This is a genomic window from Acinetobacter pullicarnis, from assembly GCF_006352475.1.
Taxonomy (GTDB): Bacteria; Pseudomonadota; Gammaproteobacteria; order Pseudomonadales; family Moraxellaceae; genus Acinetobacter; species Acinetobacter pullicarnis.
In genome coordinates, this window is the sequence record NZ_VCMZ01000001.1 from 3,380,064 (window position 1) to 3,400,947 (window position 20,884).

Annotated in this window: 16 protein-coding genes, 3 tRNA genes and 2 pseudogenes; 9 read left to right on the top strand and 12 right to left on the bottom strand. The window is 42.4% G+C overall.

Annotated features, from left to right (window positions below):
- Positions 1 to 5: 5 nt before the first annotated feature.
- Positions 6 to 665: a hypothetical protein gene (locus tag FD716_RS15075; RefSeq protein ID WP_139853084.1), complete on the top strand. Its 660-nt coding sequence runs from the start codon at positions 6 to 8 to the stop codon at positions 663 to 665.
- 104 nt (positions 666 to 769) lie between these two features.
- A complete protein-coding gene (locus FD716_RS15080; RefSeq protein ID WP_139853085.1) occupies positions 770 to 1,483 on the top strand; it encodes a hypothetical protein in 714 nt (237 codons plus the stop codon).
- A gap of 67 nt (positions 1,484 to 1,550) precedes the next feature.
- Here FD716_RS15080 and FD716_RS15085 read toward each other — a convergent pair.
- The 3 genes from FD716_RS15085 to FD716_RS15095 all read right to left on the bottom strand — a co-directional run bounded on the left by FD716_RS15085 (position 1,551) and on the right by FD716_RS15095 (position 1,852).
- Positions 1,551 to 1,627 (bottom strand) — tRNA-Arg (locus tag FD716_RS15085).
- Positions 1,628 to 1,671: 44 nt separating this feature from the next.
- A tRNA-Arg gene (locus FD716_RS15090) sits at positions 1,672 to 1,748 on the bottom strand.
- Between the two features lie 14 nt (positions 1,749 to 1,762).
- Positions 1,763 to 1,852, bottom strand: a tRNA-Ser gene (locus FD716_RS15095).
- 262 nt (positions 1,853 to 2,114) lie between these two features.
- On the opposite strand from FD716_RS15095, the pseudogene rnr reads away from it, so the two are divergent.
- From rnr to FD716_RS15110, 3 genes and pseudogenes are all read left to right on the top strand, one after another.
- Positions 2,115 to 4,310: pseudogene (rnr, locus tag FD716_RS15100) on the top strand (ribonuclease R); the annotation flags it as partial.
- 1,009 nt (positions 4,311 to 5,319) lie between these two features.
- Positions 5,320 to 7,359 (top strand): M3 family metallopeptidase, encoded by a 2,040-nt coding sequence (locus tag FD716_RS15105; protein WP_139853086.1) that lies wholly within the window; start codon positions 5,320 to 5,322, stop codon positions 7,357 to 7,359.
- A gap of 41 nt (positions 7,360 to 7,400) precedes the next feature.
- Positions 7,401 to 7,604 (top strand): YheV family putative zinc ribbon protein, encoded by a 204-nt coding sequence (locus tag FD716_RS15110; protein ID WP_171477110.1) that lies wholly within the window; start codon positions 7,401 to 7,403, stop codon positions 7,602 to 7,604.
- A gap of 11 nt (positions 7,605 to 7,615) precedes the next feature.
- Here the strand turns inward: FD716_RS15110 and FD716_RS15115 are convergent, their stop codons facing one another.
- Positions 7,616 to 8,530, bottom strand: coding sequence for a DMT family transporter (locus tag FD716_RS15115; RefSeq protein WP_139853088.1), 915 nt, complete (start codon positions 8,528 to 8,530; stop codon positions 7,616 to 7,618).
- 126 nt (positions 8,531 to 8,656) lie between these two features.
- On the opposite strand from FD716_RS15115, the gene FD716_RS15120 reads away from it, so the two are divergent.
- The 3 genes from FD716_RS15120 to FD716_RS15130 all read left to right on the top strand — a co-directional run bounded on the left by FD716_RS15120 (position 8,657) and on the right by FD716_RS15130 (position 12,207).
- On the top strand, positions 8,657 to 9,439 hold the full coding sequence (locus tag FD716_RS15120) for an AraC family transcriptional regulator (protein WP_139853089.1): 783 nt from the start codon (positions 8,657 to 8,659) through the stop codon (positions 9,437 to 9,439).
- Positions 9,440 to 9,579: 140 nt separating this feature from the next.
- A complete protein-coding gene (gene leuA / locus FD716_RS15125) occupies positions 9,580 to 11,277 on the top strand; it encodes a 2-isopropylmalate synthase (protein WP_139853090.1) in 1,698 nt (565 codons plus the stop codon).
- A 51-nt stretch (positions 11,278 to 11,328) separates the two neighbouring features.
- Positions 11,329 to 12,207: a DMT family transporter gene (locus FD716_RS15130; RefSeq protein WP_139853091.1), complete on the top strand. Its 879-nt coding sequence runs from the start codon at positions 11,329 to 11,331 to the stop codon at positions 12,205 to 12,207.
- An 85-nt stretch (positions 12,208 to 12,292) separates the two neighbouring features.
- Here FD716_RS15130 and FD716_RS15135 read toward each other — a convergent pair whose 3' ends face one another.
- The 3 genes and pseudogenes from FD716_RS15135 to FD716_RS15145 all read right to left on the bottom strand — a co-directional run bounded on the left by FD716_RS15135 (position 12,293) and on the right by FD716_RS15145 (position 13,739).
- Entirely contained in the window at positions 12,293 to 12,529 is a 237-nt protein-coding gene (locus tag FD716_RS15135) for a hypothetical protein (protein WP_139853092.1), read from the bottom strand.
- A gap of 42 nt (positions 12,530 to 12,571) precedes the next feature.
- A pseudogene (locus FD716_RS15140) lies at positions 12,572 to 12,832 on the bottom strand (MipA/OmpV family protein); the annotation flags it as partial.
- Between the two features lie 28 nt (positions 12,833 to 12,860).
- A complete protein-coding gene (locus tag FD716_RS15145; protein WP_139853094.1) occupies positions 12,861 to 13,739 on the bottom strand; it encodes an HARLDQ motif MBL-fold protein in 879 nt (292 codons plus the stop codon).
- A gap of 78 nt (positions 13,740 to 13,817) precedes the next feature.
- Between FD716_RS15145 and FD716_RS15150 the strand changes: the two genes are divergently transcribed.
- Positions 13,818 to 14,723: a LysR family transcriptional regulator gene (locus FD716_RS15150; protein ID WP_139853095.1), complete on the top strand. Its 906-nt coding sequence runs from the start codon at positions 13,818 to 13,820 to the stop codon at positions 14,721 to 14,723.
- A gap of 623 nt (positions 14,724 to 15,346) precedes the next feature.
- Here the strand turns inward: FD716_RS15150 and FD716_RS15155 are convergent.
- From FD716_RS15155 to FD716_RS15175, 5 genes are all read right to left on the bottom strand, one after another.
- On the bottom strand, positions 15,347 to 17,542 hold the full coding sequence (locus FD716_RS15155; protein ID WP_139853096.1) for a TRAP transporter large permease subunit: 2,196 nt from the start codon (positions 17,540 to 17,542) through the stop codon (positions 15,347 to 15,349).
- A 320-nt stretch (positions 17,543 to 17,862) separates the two neighbouring features.
- The gene (gene rrtA / locus FD716_RS15160) at positions 17,863 to 18,447 is read right to left on the bottom strand and encodes a rhombosortase (protein WP_139853097.1); all 585 of its coding nucleotides are present in this window, start codon (positions 18,445 to 18,447) and stop codon (positions 17,863 to 17,865) included.
- Positions 18,448 to 18,567: 120 nt separating this feature from the next.
- Positions 18,568 to 19,611, bottom strand: a complete 1,044-nt coding sequence (locus FD716_RS15165; RefSeq protein WP_139853098.1) for a hypothetical protein — start codon at positions 19,609 to 19,611, stop codon at positions 18,568 to 18,570.
- Positions 19,612 to 20,039: 428 nt separating this feature from the next.
- The gene (locus FD716_RS15170) at positions 20,040 to 20,453 is read right to left on the bottom strand and encodes a hypothetical protein (protein ID WP_139853099.1); all 414 of its coding nucleotides are present in this window, start codon (positions 20,451 to 20,453) and stop codon (positions 20,040 to 20,042) included.
- Positions 20,437 to 20,697, bottom strand: a complete 261-nt coding sequence (locus FD716_RS15175; protein ID WP_139853100.1) for an FAD assembly factor SdhE — start codon at positions 20,695 to 20,697, stop codon at positions 20,437 to 20,439. The genes FD716_RS15170 and FD716_RS15175 overlap by 17 nt, the downstream gene beginning before the upstream one ends.
- Positions 20,698 to 20,884 lie beyond the last annotated feature (187 nt).

Below are 20,884 nucleotides of genomic sequence, written 5' to 3' on the forward strand. Positions count from 1 at the left end.
ACTCCATGATGAACAACAACCCACTCTCCAAACTCGCTACCCGTGTTGCCGGATTTGGATTTATTCTAATGTTGCTTTATAACGCCCATACGAGTTTCTATCAAAAACTACAAGAACTCAGTGCAAACCAACAACTCGACTGGAACATCGTAAATGTTGAAGTAAATCAGGAAACTCACTACGATATTTTTGAATATAGGGATAAGACCTACGAATTCAAGATTACCCAATATCAACGAAATTTTTACACCACTCGCTGTGCGGCAATGATGCCATTTTGCAAAGGTGTAAAAGCCAAATTAAATACCCCAACCTCTTTCGATTTTTATACCAGCTATAATTCCAATGAGAATGTTAGACATAATGATCAATATCGCTTAAAAACTATTTATTTCAACAATGAAAAAAATAAAGCACAGCAAATTGATCTACTCGCACAAGCACCCAATAGCACTTCCGCCATTCAAGCAGAGAAAAAAAGCTTTATTCGTTTCTTTCTCATAACATTACTCACTTATATCACCATCATGATTGGCTTATATATTTTTACAGCTGATGAAGATCCCATTAAGCAACAAGACAAACGGCTCTTCTTTAAAATTTGCTCAGTTGCGCTGATGCTGCATTATCTACACTTTATTATTCAGTTTTTTCTAAACACTTAAACGATGATGGCTTATTTAAATTAGTGAGCGCCATTATTTGACTACATACCTTGTTCGCACTACATTCAATTCAAAGTCATTTTAAAAAACAAATGGAACAAACAATGGGAAACTATACCCAACTGGTTTTTAGCGACAATCCAATTGCGCAAGATAATTTAAATCCCAATGATCCCGACCTTTACATCAAAAGTATTTTTCCACTTTTTTGGTTCGCATTATTCACTCCCAAAAATATAAAAATCTTAAGTGAGAATGAGCATACCTATATATGGCATCATCTTGTCGTTGAAAGAGCGCAAGCCATAAGCAACTTTCAAAGTAAAACCCACTTATGGTCCGCATTTGGATTAACAGCACAACGACTGGCAAGAGAGTTCATCAACTACTTAACGGAAAGAGACCAGAAATACATAATTTTATATGTAAGCGATATATTCAGCATCGGCCATAGCGAAGAAGATGATGAGGCCATTTTAAAAATATTGGCTTGCTATGAACTCACACGTTCGACAGACTTCTTGGCCGCAGTACAACAAAATATCTGGCTTTCGCTTTCTTATGATTATTATTTCAAAGAGAAATATAACTTTGCATTAAATGGCTTAGATCCGGATGAACCAGATGAGCATCTAAGTTATATCGTTGATGGTGCTGAAGAATTACTTGATACACTCCATATTATTACAAACTCACTTGAATCATATGATCAAAAGGATTCAACAGCCGATGACAGCCAAAAACCGGCAAAGCAACAACATCTACCGCCCACCAACCTATGGGAAAAATTCAAAAAGTTTTTAAATGTCTTATTTTAAGAAGCAAATTTTAAGAAGCAAATTTCAGGCACAAAAAAACCGCTAAAAAGCGGTTTAATCATCAAGTTGGTGCGCTCAGAGAGATTCGAACTCCCGACCCCTTAGTTCGTAGCCAAGTGCTCTATCCAGCTGAGCTATGAGCGCGATACTTGTGTGTCATATTGACGATTCGTTATGTTTCTATAAATTGGTGCGCTCAGAGAGATTCGAACTCCCGACCCCTTAGTTCGTAGCCAAGTGCTCTATCCAGCTGAGCTATGAGCGCATCGTATAAAAACGTGGCGGTGAGAGAGGGATTCGAACCCTCGATACAGTTACCCGTATGCGTCCTTAGCAGGGACGTGGTTTCAGCCACTCACCCATCTCACCGAACGAGCCGCCATAATACAAACTAAAGTCCGACTTCACAAGTCATCTATCTAAAAAAAACCAGTTTTCTTGCTCGATTACATACTTTTTATACGATTTTCATTTTTTCGTTGTTTTTTTATGCTAAATCAGACTGGAAAATTCACCCACTTTTAAAAACGCGCTGTAAACTTGATTAAAAATACAATATTGCAATCATTTACGTGCAGTATATCGCTGCATGACTTATGCTAAAGCCATCTGCTTACAAGAAACAAAAGCCATGATGAAAACTTGGGATGATCCAGAAGCGAAAGCCGAAGCTCAACGTTACGACAATCCAATTCCCAGTCGTACACTTATTTCAGAAACCATTGAGCAAAAAAAACAAGCACAGTCTCATGCAGACTTAGTTGAACATTTTCAAATTGCTGATCAAAGAAGTATTGATGCACTGAGTCATCGTTTAAGCGCCATGGTGCGTGATGGTCAGCTCATGAAAGATGGTTTTAAATTTCAATTGATGGTCGATCAACCGATTCATGATGCAACGGTTTATATCAACAATAAAGGTCTTGGTTCTGCCTCAATCACTGGTCAGGAAGATTTACTGTTGCCTGAACGTGAATTACGCCAAGTCTTTCAAGGTGACCGCATTAAAGTGCAACAAACTTCTGTCGACCGTAAAGGCAAAGGTTGGGGCTATGTCACTGAAATTACGCAACGTCGTATAAAAGAAATTATTGGGAAATTGTCTGTTTTTGAGGGTGAATACTTTATTCAACCAGCAGCACCCAACGCACACCAACCGATTACCCTTGAAAAAGAGTTAATCGAACATGCGCAAGTCAAAGTCGGTGACTCTTTACGTGTTGCAATTGATGACTATCCTACCCGCGATGAATTTGCGACGGGTCATATTGTGCAATCGATGGCAGACAAAGCCGACACTGAAATTATTATTCCGCAAACCATCTTAGAATTTGGTCTGCCGTTTGAATTTCCAGAAGAAGTGGTACAAGAGGCTGAAAACTTTAAAGAGCCAACGGCCCAAGACCGCGCTGGACGTATCGATTTAAGAGATCTTGCCTTGGTCACCATTGATGGTGAAGATGCACGTGACTTTGATGATGCCGTCTATGCCGAAAAACGTCCAGGTGGCGGCTACCGCGTGGTGGTTGCGATTGCCGATGTCAGTCACTATGTTCGCCTAGGCAAACCATTAGATGACGAAGCACAGGAACGTGGTACTTCAGTTTACTTCCCGCACTTTGTGTTGCCGATGTTGCCTGAAGCACTCTCCAATGGTCTTTGCTCACTCAATCCGGGGGTTGACCGTCTGTGCATGGTCTGCGATTTAAATCTATCGCGTGCTGGTCGTGTGACCAGTTATGAGTTCTATCCTTCCGTCATGCATTCCAAAGCCCGTCTGACCTATGACCAAGTGGCGGAATACTTTGCGGGTGATACTGCGGCAATACCAGACAACCGTGACGTGACCAAATCACTGAATACCTTGTTCCAGTTGTATCAAGTACTCAAAGATTTACGTCAAAAACGTCATGCGATGGAATTCGAAACCGTCGAAACCTATATGACCTTTGACGAACTCGGTGGAATTGATCAAATTTTACCGCGCCATCGTAATGAAGCACATAAACTGATTGAAGAATGCATGTTGCTCGCCAACGTGGCTGCTGCGGAATATTCACTTAAAAATGAAATTCCAATGTTGTACCGCGTGCATGAGCCACCAGAGTTTTCACGTATTCAAAAAGTCCGTGATTTCGTCAAATTACTGGGCTTAAAATTCCCAGAACAGCCGACTCAAGCCGACTACCAAGCCGTGATTGAAGCGACCAAAGATCGTATTGATGCACCAAGCATTCATGCGGTGCTGTTACGTTCGATGATGCAAGCTTATTACGGCGCAAAAAATGCGGGCCATTTCGGTTTGGCTTATGAAGGCTACACCCACTTCACCTCGCCAATTCGTCGTTATCCAGATTTACTATTACACCGTGCAATCAAAACCCATCTTGCCAAAAAAACACCGGTATTGTCTGGTGCCGCACTGGATGATGCTGGTCAACATTTCTCTGCAACTGAACGTCGTGCAGATGAAGCTTCACGCTCTGTGACCACATGGCTGAAATGTCATTATATGAAACAGCATTTGGGCGAAGAGTTTGTCGGTATCGTTTCTGCTGTGGCCGAATTTGGTTTATTCGTTACACTCAAAGACTTGTATGTCGATGGCATGATTCATATCAGCCAATTGGGTGATGACTACTTTGTCTTCGATCAAGCCAGTCAAACCTTAGTTGGACAAAATCGCGGCCAAGTCTTTGGTCTAGGTGATGAAGTCAAAATTAAAGTCGCGGGTGTCAATCTCGAAGAACGTAAAATCGACTTTGAGCTGTTACAACAACTGTCGCATGCTGGTCGTGTGATTCGCAGTCGTGCTCCACGCACTGCGAAAACACCAGCGAAAGAACAAGTGTTCGCGCAAGATCCAGCCAAGCCTACTACAAAGCCTTCGAATAGAAGACCTGCCAATGGCAAAGCGCCTGCCGCGAAAAGACCGACCACTGCTCGACCGACTACCGATCAAGCAACCACGGATCGTTCGACTGCGCCAAGACCTGCCAATGCTAAAGCGCCTGCCGCAAAAAGACCGAACACTGCTCGACCTGCTACCGATCAAGCGAATACGGATCGTTCGAATACGCCAAAACCTGCAAATGCTAAAGCACCTGTCGCCAAAAAACCGACAACTGCTCACCCAGCTGCAGATCAAGCGACTACAGATCATTCGAATACGCCAAAACCGGCAACAGCGAAAGCTCGTCCACCGCGTAATCGCAATACGGCCGCTAAGCCAAATACGCCAAGACTAGCTGCAACACAAGCTGCGCCAGTCGCAGCCGTTGCAAAGCCGGTTGAAGCAGAAGCCGTTGTTGCTAAAGCAGTGGTAGTGACTGAGCCAGTCCAACAAACTGAGCAACGCACTGATTTGAGCAAGAAAAAGTCCAAAGTCAAAAATGGCAATGACCGTAAAAAGTCAGCCAATGGCGACTCATCCAAATCTGCGAGCAAAGCCAAGATCAAAGATAAGGACAAGGTCAAAAAGAAAAAGGACAAGGCTAAAAAGAAAAAAGACAACGCCAAGTCTCGCAGTGAATAAAGCACCAACATCCTCAGTGGCTTAATGCCGCTGAGGATACCGTTCGTTCTTTCTGCTTCTTTACTTATATAACAATGAAAACCAACAGCGCATAAATACATGCAAATTTGACATGCCTTCGGTTGCAGTGCTGCAAGCCACAAATCCCCTCACGCCCTTGAATACCATTAAAAAAGCAATCAAATTGAATAAATCACCCGTTTAACTCATCAGAGAAAAGCGAATTTTCCCAATGAGACCTTGATTTCCCTCAGTTCAAGCCCACATCTACACATAACCGATAACGAAATGGCGCCCAACAATGACATTACAACAAGCAACTTTACCCGTTCCCCACTTTGATCAGTTACCACTTGCCGATCTGAAACAACAAATACAACAGGCACTCGAACAAGGCCAACAGTTTTTAGACCAGCTCACTGAAGTCCCAGCACAGTTGCAGCAACAGCTTGACGTTTTAGCCAAAGTCGATCAGCTTGAAAATAATTTAAGCGAGTCTTGGGGGATTCTTTCCCATCTCAATGCCGTGATGAACAACCCAGAAACCCGTGAACTTTATCAGGAAGTTTTACCGGCCCTGAGCGAATACTACACTGGGCTTGGTCAACATACTGTGCTGTATCAGACCTATCAACAATTGCATGATCATGCTGAATTTGCACAGTTAAGCGCAGCACAGCAAAGTGTGATTAAACTGGCTTTACGTGACTTTAAACTTTCTGGTGTGGCACTTACTGGTGATGCAAAAACCCGTTATGCCGAAATTTCAGCGCGTCTTTCGCAGCTGTCATCTGAATTTTCCAATCATGTTTTAGATGCAACGCAAGCCTTCTTCCTGCCGTTGACTGAACAGCAACTGCAAGGTTTGCCGCAAAGCAGCATTGAATTGCTCAAGCAATACGGACAACAACGTGAGCTTGATCAAGCCGTTGCGACTTTAGATATTCCGTCTTATTTGGCAATCATGACCTATGCCGATGACCGTGCGCTACGCGAGCAACTCTATCAGGCTTACACCACCCGCGCATCAGATCAATCGAGCCATCCTGAATTTAACAACAGCGAGATCATGCAAGAAACCTTGGCGTTGCGTCAGGAAATGGCGGTATTGCTTGGTTTTGAGAGTTATGCGGCCTATTCATTGGCCAGTAAAATGGCACCCGATGTCTCCACCGTGCAAAAATTCTTAGTCGAATTGGCTGAACATTCACGTGCACCTGCAGAGCAAGAAATTGCTGAGTTACAGCACATCGCAGCACAAGATGGCGTGACTGAACTAAAACCGTGGGACAGCACCTATTATTCTGAAAAGCTTAAACAACAACGCTTTAGCCTATCCCAAGAAGACCTCAAACCGTACTTCCCCGCACCACGTGTGATTCAAGGGTTGTTTGCTGTGGTCAACCGTTTATACGGTATTCAAGTGGTTGAACGTGCTGCACCACTGTGGCATCCCGATGTACGTTATTTTGAAATTGAAGATCAAGGCCAAGTGCTTGGTGGTTTCTACTTCGACCTGTATGCGCGCAGTGGCAAACGTGGTGGCGCTTGGATGAGCGGCTTCCGTTCACGCATGCAAACCAGTGAGGGCTTACAGAAACCAATCTGCTATATGGTTGGCAATTTTACCCCACCTGTTGCACCGCAACCGGCGTTACTCAGCCACGATGAAGTAATCACGTTGTTCCATGAATTTGGTCATGGCTTGCATCACCTACTCACCGAAGTGGATCAAATTTCAGTGGCAGGTACGCACGGCGTAGCATGGGATGCGGTTGAATTACCAAGTCAATTTATGGAATTCTGGACGTGGGACAAAGACAGCTTAGACAGCTTAAGTGAGCATATCGACAGCAAACAACAGTTACCGCAAAACTTGTTAACCGCTTTACTGGATGCACGTTTCTTCCAATCGGGCATGCAAAGTCTGCGTCAAATTGAATTTGCTTTATTTGACCTGAATATTCATGCGGCAAATCCAGCCCTGAATAGTGCGCAAATTCAAAGCACCCTTGATGATATCCGTGATAAATATGCGGTGTTGCCAACCACGGCCAGTAATCGCTTCCAAAACAGCTTTAGCCATATCTTTGCAGGCGGTTATGCAGCGGGTTATTACTCTTATAAATGGGCAGAAGTATTGGCCAGTGATGCATTTGATCGCTTTGAACAAGAAGGGATTTTTAACACTGAAACCGGCAAAGAATTCCGTAAAGCAGTGCTTGCTGTCGGGGGTAAAGACAGTGCTTTAACTGCTTTTGTGAATTTCCGTGGTCGTGAGCCGAAAATTGATGCGTTGTTGCGTCATCAAGGTTGGACGAATGGCGCAAAAAGCGCTTAAACTACAGGCCTTCTATCAATTTAATGGGTGAGCTTATGCAGATCAAACGTCGTTTCATTGCCGGGGCCAAATGCCCAAAATGCGAAGCAATGGATCGTGTGGTCATGCTCACCACGGGCGATGCAGAATGGATTGAATGCGTTGAATGTGACTATTCTGAAAATCGCCCGACTTATCTCGATATCCCGCCTGAACCTGCCGATGAAATTGGCGTGGTGCAGTTTAAACCGCGTCCGCAAAAATAAAGCGACACAGCTTATTCAACACCCTGTTTTACCGACCGATCTGCAAAGATCGGTTTTTGTATTAACTGCGCCATCACAATGCCAATCAAAGTTAAACCACCGCCAATAATATGGAACTGCTGCAAATGCTCACCCAACATCGCCACAGCAATTAAGGCAGTAAATAGCGGCAATAAATTCATAAAGATACTGTTTTTATTCGGTCCCAAATGGCGTACGCCTTCAATCCATAAATAAGACAACAATACCGACGAGAAAATACCGGCATAGACAATCAAAGGAATGGTCTGTTGATTCAATTGCATATCTTCTGCTGGTAAAAAGATAAAAAACGGCAATACATAGATAATTGCAAAACAAGATTGTATAAAATTAGACTGCCACGCAGGAATCGGCATTTTCCATTTTTTTAACAACACCCCATACAGCGCAAAACCACAGGCTGCAATCAACATCAAGCCATCACCCAAATGGATACCAGCAGCGAAAACCTGAGTCACCTGCCCTTGACCAAGCAAATAAACAATCCCATAAAATGATATTGCACCACCAAACAACATGCCGTAACGCAGCCGATCTTTTAAAATTACGCTACTCAAAATCATGGTCAACAATGGAATCAAGGTTGTCACAATCGCCATATTGGTCGCAGTAGTGGTCGCTGCCGCCTGATAAGATAAAAATTGAAATAATGAAACCGAAAGAAAGCCACCCAAGGCTAAATGCTTCCAATACAAGCGAATAACCTGTCGATTTTTCCACACCGGGATGAAGATAAAAACACTCATAATTGCCAGTGCCAAAACCAAACGATAGAAGGTAATCGCAATTGGTGAAATCGCATGGCTGGCCATTTTCGAGACCACCACATTACCGGCCCAAAATAAAATCGCCAATAAGGGATAAATAGATGCTTTCTGAAACATGATAAAACTCAAGACAATGTGTGCTGGTTCATGCTAAAAAATAAACACACTTGTTTTACGCGACATAAAGACAGAAACTATCGAGAAATAGACAGATGATGCTTTTTAAGTGTTTTGAGGTAAGCAATGGGCACCGACTTTAATCACGGCTATTTAGATTATCCAATTTTTGCCTTCTCACAAAACTATGCGCATGGTCACATTGAAGCATGGCACAGCCATGAACGTATTCAACTGATTCATACCCTTTCAGGGGTGATTCGGATTCAAACTGAAGAAGGCATTTGGATTAGCCCACCAGGTCGTGGACTCTGGATTCCAGCAGGAAAACCACATGCCTTACTGATCCATGGTCAGGTGAAAGCACGTGGGGTATTTATCGATACTTATAGCCGTGCTGATCTGGCCAATGAATGTTTGGTGGTGAGTATTTCCCCATTACTGCGTGAGCTAATGAGTGCCGCACTACAGATTCAAACTGAAATACAACCACATAGCCGAGATGAGCGTTTATTAGAACTGATTTTAGATGAAGTCCGTCTACTGCCGAGTTTGGCATTTAACTTACCCGAACCGAAAACACCCGCTTTGGTACAACTCTGCCAACAAATCCGTGAAAACCTAAGTGAAACTTGGCCACTGGAACAAGCGGCAGATCAACTACATATGAGCAGTAAGACTTTGGCGCGCTATTTCCAAAAAGAAACCGCAATGAATTTCGCACAATGGATTCGCCAAGCCAAATTGATGCAAGCCATGACCGATTTGGCCCTGCATAAATCAATTCTAACCATTGCACTGGACTTAGGCTATGACAGTCCCAGTGCCTTTAGTGCCATGTTTAAGCGCGAAACAGCCATGACACCCAGTGAATATATTGCTCAATTTGAAGTGAACTCAATAGACTAAGAGGCACGTCAGCTGAGTTTTCTCTCACACCTCCCCCCCCTGTTGATTGTCCTTTTCGCAATAGCAATTGTCAGCTATGCGTGAGCAGTTCGCCCGAAAAATCCCAATAATCAACGCAAGCAACCCTATTGGAGAGGATCATGTTGGCGAACCCTATCGAAAAATATCAAAGATTCAATGCCATTGAATTACCAGATCGGACTTGGCCCAATCGTAAAATTGAGCATGCCCCGCGTTGGTCATCCACAGATTTACGTGATGGCAATCAATCCTTGGCCAACCCAATGAATCATGCGCGTAAGTTTAAGTTTTACCAATTGTTGGTCAGTTGTGGCTTTAAAGAAATTGAAGTCGCCTTTCCATCTGCGTCACAAACTGATTTTGATTTTGTGCGCTTTTTAATTGAGCAAAATCACATTCCAGATGACGTAAATATTCAAGTGATTACCCAAGCACGCTCCGACTTAATCACCAGAACCTTTGAGTCTTTACGCGGTGCCAAACAAGCCACCATTCATTTATATAATGCCACGGCTGAAGTGTTCCGTCGTTTGGTGTTTAAAATGACCCAATCACAAGTGATTGAACTTGCAGTCACAGCAATACGGCAAATTCGAGAACTTTGCGCACAGCATCCAGAAACCCAATGGACCTTTGAATATTCACCTGAAACCTTTTGTTTTACTGAAGCAGAATTTGCATTAGAGGTTTGTGAGGCAGTAGCTGCGGTTTGGGAACCTTGTGCTGCCCGCCCCATGATTATCAATTTACCTACCACGGTTGAAGTCAGTACCCCCAATGTCTTTGCCGATCAAATTGAGTGGTTCTGTCGGCATTTCTCACAGCGTCAAGCGGTCTGTATTAGCGTGCATCCACACAATGATCGCGGCACAGGCGTGGCAACGGCTGAATTGGCATTATTGGCGGGTGCAGATCGGATTGAGGGCTGTTTATTTGGCAATGGTGAACGTACTGGTAATGTCGATTTGGTCAATTTAGCCTTAAACATGTATAGCCAAGGCATTGCGCCAGCACTTGATTTTAGTCAAATTCGCCATGTGGTGAATGTCGTCACTGAATGCAATGAGCTTCCAGTGCATCCTCGTCATCCCTATGCGGGTGAATTGGTGTTCACGGCTTTTTCCGGGAGTCATCAAGATGCAATTAAAAAAGGCTTTGAATTACGTAAAACGCAAAGCCATTCACGCTGGGAGGTGCCCTATTTGCCCATTGACCCTTCAGATATCGGATGCAGTTATGAAGCGGTGATTCGGGTCAATAGTCAATCGGGAAAAAGTGGTGCCGCTTGGATTTTACAGCAAAATCACGGTATTGAGCTTCCGCCTGCATTACAGCGTGACTTTAGCCAAGTGATTCAAAAAATATCCGATGCCAGCAGTCAAGAGTTAAGCCAAAGTCAGATTTGGAAAGTATTTTGTGCGCATTACGGCATCAGTCAGACCCAACTCAACTTGGTTTCTTATCAGGTGCAACAGCAGCGTCCTGATGAAACCCAGATTCAATTGCAGCTTGCACACGGCGAACAGGCAACCCATAGCATTGGCACAGGCAATGGCATACTTTCAGCCAGTTTAAATGCCTTGTTGGATCTATGCAGTGAAACAGCACAGATCATTGAGTATAAAGAACATACTTTGGGTCAAGCCAGCCATAGCCGCTCAATTTGCTATGTCCAAATCCGTAGTCAAACAGGGCAAACCACTTGGGGCGTTGCGATTGATAATGATATTGCGCGTGCATCGATTCAAGCTTTAGCGAATAGTCTCATTCCGTATATTCATAGTGATGTCACACAAGATCAGACTCAACAGGCTTAAACTTTGCTCAACTTTGATAAACTGCACTGGAATAACGCAAAGTTGACCATTATGCCAAACACCTCATCCAATCCGCCTCTACTGAAGGCGATTGGATTTTTAATGCTTTCCGCCTTTTTATTTTCGATTATGGGCGTTTGCGTACGCTATGCCTCACACACGGTAGACAATGCCAGTGTGGTATTTTTCCGTAATATTTTTGGCCTGCTGATTTTTCTACCTTTGGTATTTAACAAAGGGCTGTCGCATTTTAAAACTGAAAAATTATGGATGCATACTTGGCGTTCAATTGCGGGTCTAGCAGCGATGTATGGCTTTTTCTATGCCATTGCACACCTCAAACTTTCCAACGCCATGGTGTTCACCTATTCATCACCTATTTTTATTCCATTGATTGCATGGTTGTTCTTAAAAGAAAAAATCACCAAGCCGATGCTGCTTGCCGCTGCAATTGGTTTGATTGGTGTGGTCTTTGTGGCTAAGCCAGATGATGGTTTTTTTAACTCTATTTCTGCGATTGGTTTAAGTGCCAGTTTTTTAGCAGCAATGGCCTATGTCACCGTGCGGGCGCTCACCCATACCGAACCACCTGAACGCATCGTATTTTATTTCTGTGTGATTGGTAGTTTGGTTTCTGCAATTCCGATGTTCTGGCTATGGCGCCCCTATACTTTGCATGAAATTGGATTGTTAGCTGCAGCAGGCATTTTGGCGAGTATCAGTCAGATGTTTATGTCTTATGCCTATAAAATGGCACCGGCTGGGCAAATTGGGCCCGTCAATTATAGTGCGATTATCTTTGCAGGTACGTGGGGCTATTTATTTTGGCAAGAAACCCCAGATCATTACAGCATCATTGGTTTTGGCTTTATTATTCTGGCAATTGTACTGTGTAGTCCTTTGCTACAAAATCGTTTAGCAAAACAGTAGACTGATTTCAAAATTCAATCACCTAAACATGCATTACTTTTATACCGAGTAATACGGGTTTAGGTGATCGTGCAAATAATACTGTTTAACGAGGCTGTGAATAATTACGGAAACGATAACCCTGCGACTTCATACAGTCTGCGATTAATTCGGGTTTTTCATTGGCATTCACTTTGGCGAGGCCAATATCATATTTACATTTGGCTAAAATGTTTTCCGTATCATCATAAGAAATCCCTTGTTTATACCAGCTTGGACCGACAACACATCCACTACCAAATAATGCTGCAACAATTGGAATAAAGAATAAATAACTTTTCATGCTGTTCTCAACTTTAGATCAGTGACCTTTAAATCAGTCGTTTTAAAATTTATAAAGCAATCCAGTCACCGCGATCAGCCCATATTTCTGTTTTACGATTGAGCTATCTACGGCATCACCCAACAAATAATAACCACCGCCTTTTGCACCTAAAAATAACTTTTTGCTTAATTTATAATGCACCCCAAGCAATGCCCCAACATCCTTAAAACCACCACCGGGTGAATACGCTGTAAAATTGGTTTGGGCTGCCTGACTTTCTGTGACACCAAAATAGGCTTGGTTATAGTTTTTATTCACGTAGCGGGTCGAGAGGTGGGTTAAGTGATTACTACTTGGTTGTTTGAGCTTCCAACTGCTTGTTCAATGCGGCTTTAGATAGATCGACATAACGCGCTAATCCCTCACGATCATAGAAGGCGCGTTGATCACCTTTTTTATATTGATTGATCTTGTCCTTTAAATTAAAGCGTTCGCCTTTGCTGGCAATAAAAATATCCACCTTCTGTTCAGATAAAACTGCAAAACTATTATTCAGATCATCCACAATCGTGGGATAGTTTTTATTGTTAATTAAATAATAATCTGGCGTCGCCAAACTATCTGCGTAGATTAAAACATCCTTGTTGCTCAGTTTAATCTTCCATGAGGTGGCACCGGGTAAATGCCCCGGTGTCAGAAGTGCCGTAATCTCCACACCACCCAAATAGAAGCGCTCACGATTACGTATTTCCCGATCAACAATCACAGGCGGAAATAATAATGCATCGCCCAATGCAAAATCTTCTGCTCCCCCCAAAGCCAATTGTTTGGCATTTTCTCGACTGGTAATTAAACGCGCGCCACTCCACGCTTTCATCTTGGCTAAGCCACCTGCTTGATCTAAGCGCGCATGACTGTTCAATAGATATTGAATATCCCCAACCTTAAAACCGAGTCGCTCAATATTCGATTTTATCAATTCTGCACTTTGATCCAGACCAGCATCAATCAGTAGATGTCCTTCTGGCGTGGTAATCAAAATCGAACTGAGATTTTCAGTGCCGACATACCAAACCTGTAGTGCCATTTGAAAGGGTTCAATCGGTTTGGCCCACGCCTCGAAAATAGCCATTGGTGGTGCATGGGACAATGCTTGCTGTGGATCTAATTTTGCTGAGGTGATTGGCGCCCAAATGGCGGCTAAAATCAACCAACTAACTCTATTCATAACACTGACTTAAGATTGAAATTTCATCAGGATGATAGTATAAAGCTGTTGAATTTAGCTCACTTTGGTTGGCACAGATTGAACATTCTTCAATTAGATTTAAATTTATTAAAAGTGCTTTATGTGCTGTTGCAAACGGGCTCCACCAAAGAGACTGCACTCAAACTCCAGATCTCACCCTCTGCTGTCAGTCATGCCCTGAATCGACTGCGCGGTGTTTTGGATGACCCTCTCTTTAGACGAGAGAATAATCTGCAAGTTGCCACGCCCTATGCACGAACCCTCAAAGAGAAATTAACGCCATTATTCACCTCTTTAAATGAAGACTTATTTCGTAATATTGAAAATGTTGAACGTATTTTTAATATCGTGATTCCACCAGCACTGAATGTATTATTAACGCCGGCATTGGCTCAGCTTGCGGAATTAAATAAAACCAAACTCAACTGTGTCACCTTTGAACGACGCTCTTGGCGTGACGAAGTGCTACAAGGTCAAGTCGATTTGGTACTCGCAGTGGGTGATTATCAAAATCCGATCTCTGCACTGCGCTATACCCATGTTGGCAACACTCAATTGATTGTTTTATATGGTGACCCGCTAAAATCGCAACTGGCATCTCAACCAGGATTACCCCTTGAACAACTCACAGCGTTTAAACATATCTACTGCCATCCTTGGCCTCAAAATGAAAATGAGCTGGATCGCCAACTCAGACGACTCGGCTTGGATCGAACCATTGGATTTAGCTGCAATGATTACAGTCAAATTATTCCAGCAATCAAGGCTGCACCCCTGATCGCGGTGGTGCCACGCCCATGGTTTGAATCCATGGCAGAGCAATCCGATATTTATCAATTGGCATTAAATGATGAGAAAGCGGTAGGTGGTCTGTTTATGCTGTATCGCAGCTCTACGACGCACTGGAAAAAGCAGATCATTGCGTCTGTGGGTGATTTTCTAAGTCAGCATTATCAAAAGTAGGCTGATACACTGGAGATCTAAATCCGGTAATTAAATATCAAGTTATTTTAAGCACTTGACTAATTATTACCATCCGAAGCGATTATTTTCTAGCATAGATTATGCTTCGTGCCACACGCATATAGAACAATATACTGTGGCATGTTGGCTACAATTTTAGTTGATCTGAGACTGCTTAATAAAGTCGGTATCCGTTTGATAGCATGCATTCACCAAGTAAATCTAGTTTATCATTTGGATTAACTTTTGCGAGACCGATATCATACCGACATTTAGCAAAGGTGTTCTGCGTTTCATAGTGTGACATACCTTGCTTCTGCCACGTTGGCGTTGAAGTACATCCACTAATAAACAGTGAGCCAATTAAAGAAATAAAAAGTAAATAATTATTCATAGTATTCCTAATGTAATGTCATTTGTTCTTAGATATTCGCCTTAAACTCATCATTTAAAGATGTAAAGCAAACGCTAAATCGTTCATCCATATTTTTGTATTACGTTTAAATAATCGGTCATTTCATCCCATCATTCTTCAAGATCTCCTTTTATGCATTGCAATCAATCAACATCTGCAGACTTCTCCCTAAGCTGTAAATCGCGTAGAGAGAAATGGCTCAACTACTTTACTTATTTGGATACCAATCAAATAAATTGAACAAATACGGCATATAAGTCACCAACATCAAGGACGAAAACAGCACCATCATCGGTAAAATCCAGCGTTCGTAGCGATAGTAAAAACTGCTGTACTTTTGCTTAGCTTCGTCATCGGCTGCAATGATCTCATCATCTCCCACCGACAAACGTGTCAGTAGATGATTCAACGCCACAGGTGGTGTCACATAGCCAAATTCAAAGGCAACCAACACCACCATCCAGAAATGAATTGGATGAATGCCATTTTCATAAGCCACTGGCGCAATACTGGCAGCCACCAACAGCACTGCACCAAAGGGATCGGTACACATTCCAATCATGGCCAAAAGCATTGCCATAAAGCCCAGCGTAATCAGTACACTGCCCAAATGTGTCGGCAGTAAGCTCACGACTTCAGCGCGCTCAATCAAGCCCCCCATACTGGCGGATAAGGCCATCAAAATAATGAGTGCCCCGATATGTCCAACACTCTCTGCAGTCGCGAAACGGATTGCACGACCAAAACCACGTTGCTGCTCAGCCCGATGCCCATATTCGCGCAAGAATACTGATTTCTGTTCATGTTCTTGCTCTAGATTACTTTGTATGCTGTTGATTGGCAGTCGATCCCCCCATTTTTTATCAAAGAAAATAATACCAAGCAGCATAAATGGCAAAATCACCGGTGCAGTAAATTCATCCATTTGGGTATCTAAACCATAGGCATAAAAGGCGATCACCAAGGCGACAATCAACACATAAGGAATGACCGGGATCAAGGCACGTAACATCCCTGGCACAGCAACTTTGGGTGAGTTAATCCGAAACTTGTCTTCAGCCAAAAACAGTGAGACCGCAAAAAAGATAATCGCAGTCAACCAAAATACCCAAAAACCATGATTAAAAAGTTCATCAGAAGTCACATGTTTGCTGTCCAACATCGAAATCAAAATGATTAACAAACAAGGTCTTAATACCACACCCAAGGAGCCTGACATGGCTGAAACCGCCAATGCATATTGACGACGTGCCCCGGCATTCCAAACTTCTCGATAGATAATCGCACCCGCTGCAATCACGAAAATACCTGAGGCACCGGTATAGGCTGTTGGGATGGCTGCCGCAATTAAAATCAAACAGGTCAAGGTTTCGGGGGCAAGATTCCATGGCCGTAAAATTGCCAAAAAGACATCCATAATGCGCGTTTGGGTGAGCAACATTCCTGCCCAAATAAACAAGGCTAGATTTAGGAAAATGCCTGAGAACTCAATCATCTGTCCCAGATAAATCCCCTGCCCCATTGGATAATCCATGAAAAAGATAAAGGCAATTCCAGTCAATGTCGCCATAAATGCAAATAACGGCACGCTTAAAAAAGCCAGCCCAATTTTCCCGCCTTCGATGGCCGTTTTGGGGATTCGAAACAACTGTACCGCACTGATCAGAGTCAAACTAAAGAACAGCAGAATCCATAAATAATAAATTCCACGGGTTTCCAGATTGATCGCCACCCCAGAGTCGAGAACGGATTGATACTGACTCACAACTGAAAAACTAAGTAAGCCATTACCCAGCACCATCACCAAATTATAAATCCGAAAATCCATCTTGGTTTTCGGTGCTCTTAAACTAATATGGTGCATATTGACCGAGGCCGTAATCGCGGAAACCACCACCATCATCAACAGCAGCAAGATCCGATTATCGGTGCCATATTTAAATAACCCAAACAAACCGATTTCAAAATCTCGAAAGCTCCGAAGCGTACTATGCGCATCTAAATACTGCTTACTCTTGTCATAGAAAGCATATTTTTCTTCGCATTGTTGCTGTGCCGCCAACACCGATTGACGCACCTCAGCGGTTGAGGCCGTGCCAAAAAAGTCGGCAGAATCATCTTTGGCATTGGTCTGCATTTGCTGCTGAACCAAAGCATCTATATTGGGATAACGCTCACATTGTGGTTGCTCAGGTTCTGCCCTTAAAAAAGAATATTGCATCCCTGTACTTGGGTCGCCATACAGGCGCTCACCTGTACGTAACAACTCACCATGAATCAACTCACCCGTTCCAATAATCAAGGTCAGCAAGAGCAGTAAGAGTATAAAAAAGGTTGAAAACCATTCATTCCAGAGATAACTGAGTAGACCAAATCCTGATCTATTATTTTTTGCTTCGTGCATGCTTTGTCCATTTTTTATCATAGTCCAGAACTTGGGCTATCTATTTCACAGTTCTTGTATTGAGGTAAAATCCGTTACCTGATTGATTTCTTTTGATTACACCAATGCTGTGTTATTTGACTCAACACATTTCACACCAATTTTTATTTTCTCTATTCTTTTCATGCACATGCTCGCGTCGCAACCGCGGCAACAATTCAAATCATCTTCAAAGCGTAAATAATTGCAAAAAATGCAGCGCAGCGCCTGCCGTTATCTGAACATTTCAATTGTCTTGGCTTTTATTTCAAGCGAAATGACGAGATGCTCATGGTTTGCATTTACTTTGCAGCACGGTGTTGCTGCAACTGTATAAATATCAACCAAAGAATCGCCAACAAACTGCCCCAAATTGCACCAACAAAATGTGCCTCGACCAAAACAGGGCTACCGATCAATTCAGCTGTTTCCAATGAACCCATGGTATTTTCCCAAATGATTTTGGCCCAAACCAAGCCCAATACCAATAAAGCAAATTTACGTTCTTGATTAAACTGTAAAAAAAACAAAGCAACCGCTGCATATAAACCGTGCATTAATCCTGATAAGCCTGCATAGACTTCAATATCTGGATAGAAATAATAAAAACTAAAACTCATTAATGGTGGTAAACACAACATCATGATCAATAAAAAACGATTTTGTAGGTGTGGAAAAATAAAAGGTAAGAATATAAAAGCCAACATATTCAATAGATAGTGAATCCATCCGACATGAACCCAATGTGCAGTCCACCAACGCCAAGGTTGGTTAAAGAATTCAGGTTTCCAATAAATAAAGTAGGGCTGGAAAATTTGTAGAAACGCAGCAATTAACATTACAGCGCCAACTAAAATCATTCTTCGTCGTAATTCCTGTTCTTTCATTTTTTCACCCCTTCGAGCCGCTTACTGAAGGTGTATAGCGACGCCTTCAGCACTTAAAAACTTTTCTAATATTCATAAAGATACAGATTATATTTTATTTTCTCTGTAATTTTATTAAAGCTATTCTGCGGGTGCTTTGCTAAATAGCGTATCGTCTGCAGCCATTTTTTGATCATCCCAGAAATGACTCATTCCCTCCTCTCCTGCACGTTTTCCGGTATGTTCAGTCCAGTAGCGGTCTGCAATGCTTTGAATCATTTGCCCTGCCATCTGATCAAATAAACGATAATTGGGATCAACCTTTTTCCCTTCTCCGCGAGATGATGCATAGGCACGTAATGCATTACGAATTTTGCTATCATCCCCATTGGCCTGTGCCGCCACAGCATTTAAGGCATGCGATAAACGTACCCCTTTTTGCTCCCCAATTTGCATCGACTCTTGCAATGTTAGAAATGGGTCTGGTTTACCATCCCCAGAACCAGGCAATAAGGTCCAAATCACCGCCCGCGTTGCCCGTGGAACTCCCCAATAGGTTGTATTGTCTAAACAACGCATCCCGCGCTCAACCTTGGCAGCAATATCTTTCGGGACATTGGCCTGCCCGCCTGAGTTAATATCATTGGTCATCGACTGTAAGCCACTGATCATCGCCAATAAATACACAGATTGATCTGTATCTTTTTGGAAGTTTAGACACTCCTCACCTAATTTATACTTGTATTTCCGCTCCCAATGTTCAGCAAATAGTTGATAACCTGTGTATTGACGTTCTGCTGCAATCGCTGCCCAGCGTTTCTGCTCAATTCGCGCATCCTGTGCCTCTGCCACTTGACCAACTTTGGATGCACGTAAATAACGTAACTCAGCATTCATCGCCTGACTTTCAGCACACATCCCTGCTGATGCATAAAGCATCACTGCCATACGAGCAGGATCTGCCCCCATCGCTTTGGTCGACATAATCATCGGTGCTAATGCATTACTGCTATTACACACCATATCCACATCACTCATGGTTAAAATGGGGGGCAAGATATGCTTTTCTGTAAAACCGAGACCCGTTTCTGCACCATGTTTTATTGCCATAGAACAGCCAGATAAAACCGTTGTAATCAGAAGTGTGATGCAGGTGAGTTGAATTTTTTTATGTTTTTTATACATGCTTCTATCCCTATATAATTGTGATTATTCCTTTACGATAAAACCGATCAAACCTTAGATTCGAACAAAAAAAGCGTTCTCCAAGTCCTGTCAGTTTGTCATATAAGTAGGGTTGTTTAATTGACCTAAAATATCTTTTCCACTAAATTTTGGGCAAAAAAAAGCAGCATTGCGACGGTTCTGCACATGCTACTTATTAAAGGGTAAATCCACAGTGGGATTAATTGGTTTTGATCACTCAATCTTTACAACAACATAATCGGGTTATTGAAATAACAAGACATCTGTATAGTTATTCGATAACAAAGCTAATTTAGTGGTTTTTTTCAACAATGTCTAACTATTTTTTAAACAAAACATCAATATAAAGACAAGTATTCATTATTTAACATCTTTTTCAATGTTACATAATTGTGTCTTATAACTCATTATTGTAGTTTTGAGTGAATCCTAATACTTTTCCATACACTTTTAGGGAGTTGGTCACCCCAAATAAGCAGCGGTTTGATTGAACGTGCTTCAAAATAAACCACCACATAAAAATATTGGTCGATGATTTTTTTAATTTGTACGCGGTGTTTAGTTTTGGAATGGGCATATTGAATCGTCCAGTCTTGTGCATCAAGCACAGCCAGTGTCCGAATATGATCTTGTTTTAGAAAAAAGAAAAAACTGGTCAGCGCCAGTAGCAATAAAAGCAGTAATTCAGCAAAACTTAAAATTTGATAAAAGATCATTAGGAGAATGAATAAACTACACAACTGAAACACCAGTATCGATCGACTGGGTTTCAGCGTATAAACCAAATGAATCGCAGCAGCTGAATTAGGCTGAATGGACATAATCTTTGAGTTTAGCAATCAAATCTTTCAGCTCTGGGCGTGGTGGTTCAGTCACTTCCATAAACCAATCCAGTAAGTCTGGATCTTCTTGTTCAACCAGTTCAGCAAATAATGCTTTCTCATGCGCATCCGCTTGCAAATAATACTGCTTCACATAGGGATCAAAATAAACATCAATCTCTTTTAAACCACGTCGAGCACGGTAAATCACTTTGCGTTCTTCTAAACTCTGATTCTCTGACATTTCAATTTCCCTAAAACAAAAAAAGATTCAGTGAATTCACCGAATCTGGCGTTGAATCGAATGGATAGTTTAACTGAATCCGCCCTCAATACACTAAACAGCCGACAATTTAACTAAAATTGCGAAAGAGTGCATTCACCATAATTCACTTAAAACAAGGATACGCAACCGCTTATAAAAGATTGAT

What these genes read in the sequence shown, in the direction of transcription:
- FD716_RS15075 (WP_139853084.1), top strand. Translation starts at nt 6, where the DNA reads ATGATGAACAACAACCCACTCTCCAAACTCGCTACCCGTGTTGCCGGA.
- FD716_RS15080 (WP_139853085.1), top strand. Translation starts at nt 770, where the DNA reads ATGGGAAACTATACCCAACTGGTTTTTAGCGACAATCCAATTGCGCAA.
- FD716_RS15105 (WP_139853086.1), top strand. Translation starts at nt 5,320, where the DNA reads ATGACATTACAACAAGCAACTTTACCCGTTCCCCACTTTGATCAGTTA.
- FD716_RS15115 (WP_139853088.1), bottom strand. Translation starts at nt 8,530, where the DNA reads ATGTTTCAGAAAGCATCTATTTATCCCTTATTGGCGATTTTATTTTGG.
- FD716_RS15120 (WP_139853089.1), top strand. Translation starts at nt 8,657, where the DNA reads ATGGGCACCGACTTTAATCACGGCTATTTAGATTATCCAATTTTTGCC.
- leuA (WP_139853090.1), top strand. Translation starts at nt 9,580, where the DNA reads ATGTTGGCGAACCCTATCGAAAAATATCAAAGATTCAATGCCATTGAA.
- FD716_RS15130 (WP_139853091.1), top strand. Translation starts at nt 11,329, where the DNA reads ATGCCAAACACCTCATCCAATCCGCCTCTACTGAAGGCGATTGGATTT.
- FD716_RS15135 (WP_139853092.1), bottom strand. Translation starts at nt 12,529, where the DNA reads ATGAAAAGTTATTTATTCTTTATTCCAATTGTTGCAGCATTATTTGGT.
- FD716_RS15145 (WP_139853094.1), bottom strand. Translation starts at nt 13,739, where the DNA reads ATGAATAGAGTTAGTTGGTTGATTTTAGCCGCCATTTGGGCGCCAATC.
- FD716_RS15155 (WP_139853096.1), bottom strand. Translation starts at nt 17,542, where the DNA reads ATGCACGAAGCAAAAAATAATAGATCAGGATTTGGTCTACTCAGTTAT.
- rrtA (WP_139853097.1), bottom strand. Translation starts at nt 18,447, where the DNA reads ATGAAAGAACAGGAATTACGACGAAGAATGATTTTAGTTGGCGCTGTA.
- FD716_RS15165 (WP_139853098.1), bottom strand. Translation starts at nt 19,611, where the DNA reads ATGTATAAAAAACATAAAAAAATTCAACTCACCTGCATCACACTTCTG.
- FD716_RS15170 (WP_139853099.1), bottom strand. Translation starts at nt 20,453, where the DNA reads ATGTCCATTCAGCCTAATTCAGCTGCTGCGATTCATTTGGTTTATACG.
- FD716_RS15175 (WP_139853100.1), bottom strand. Translation starts at nt 20,697, where the DNA reads ATGTCAGAGAATCAGAGTTTAGAAGAACGCAAAGTGATTTACCGTGCT.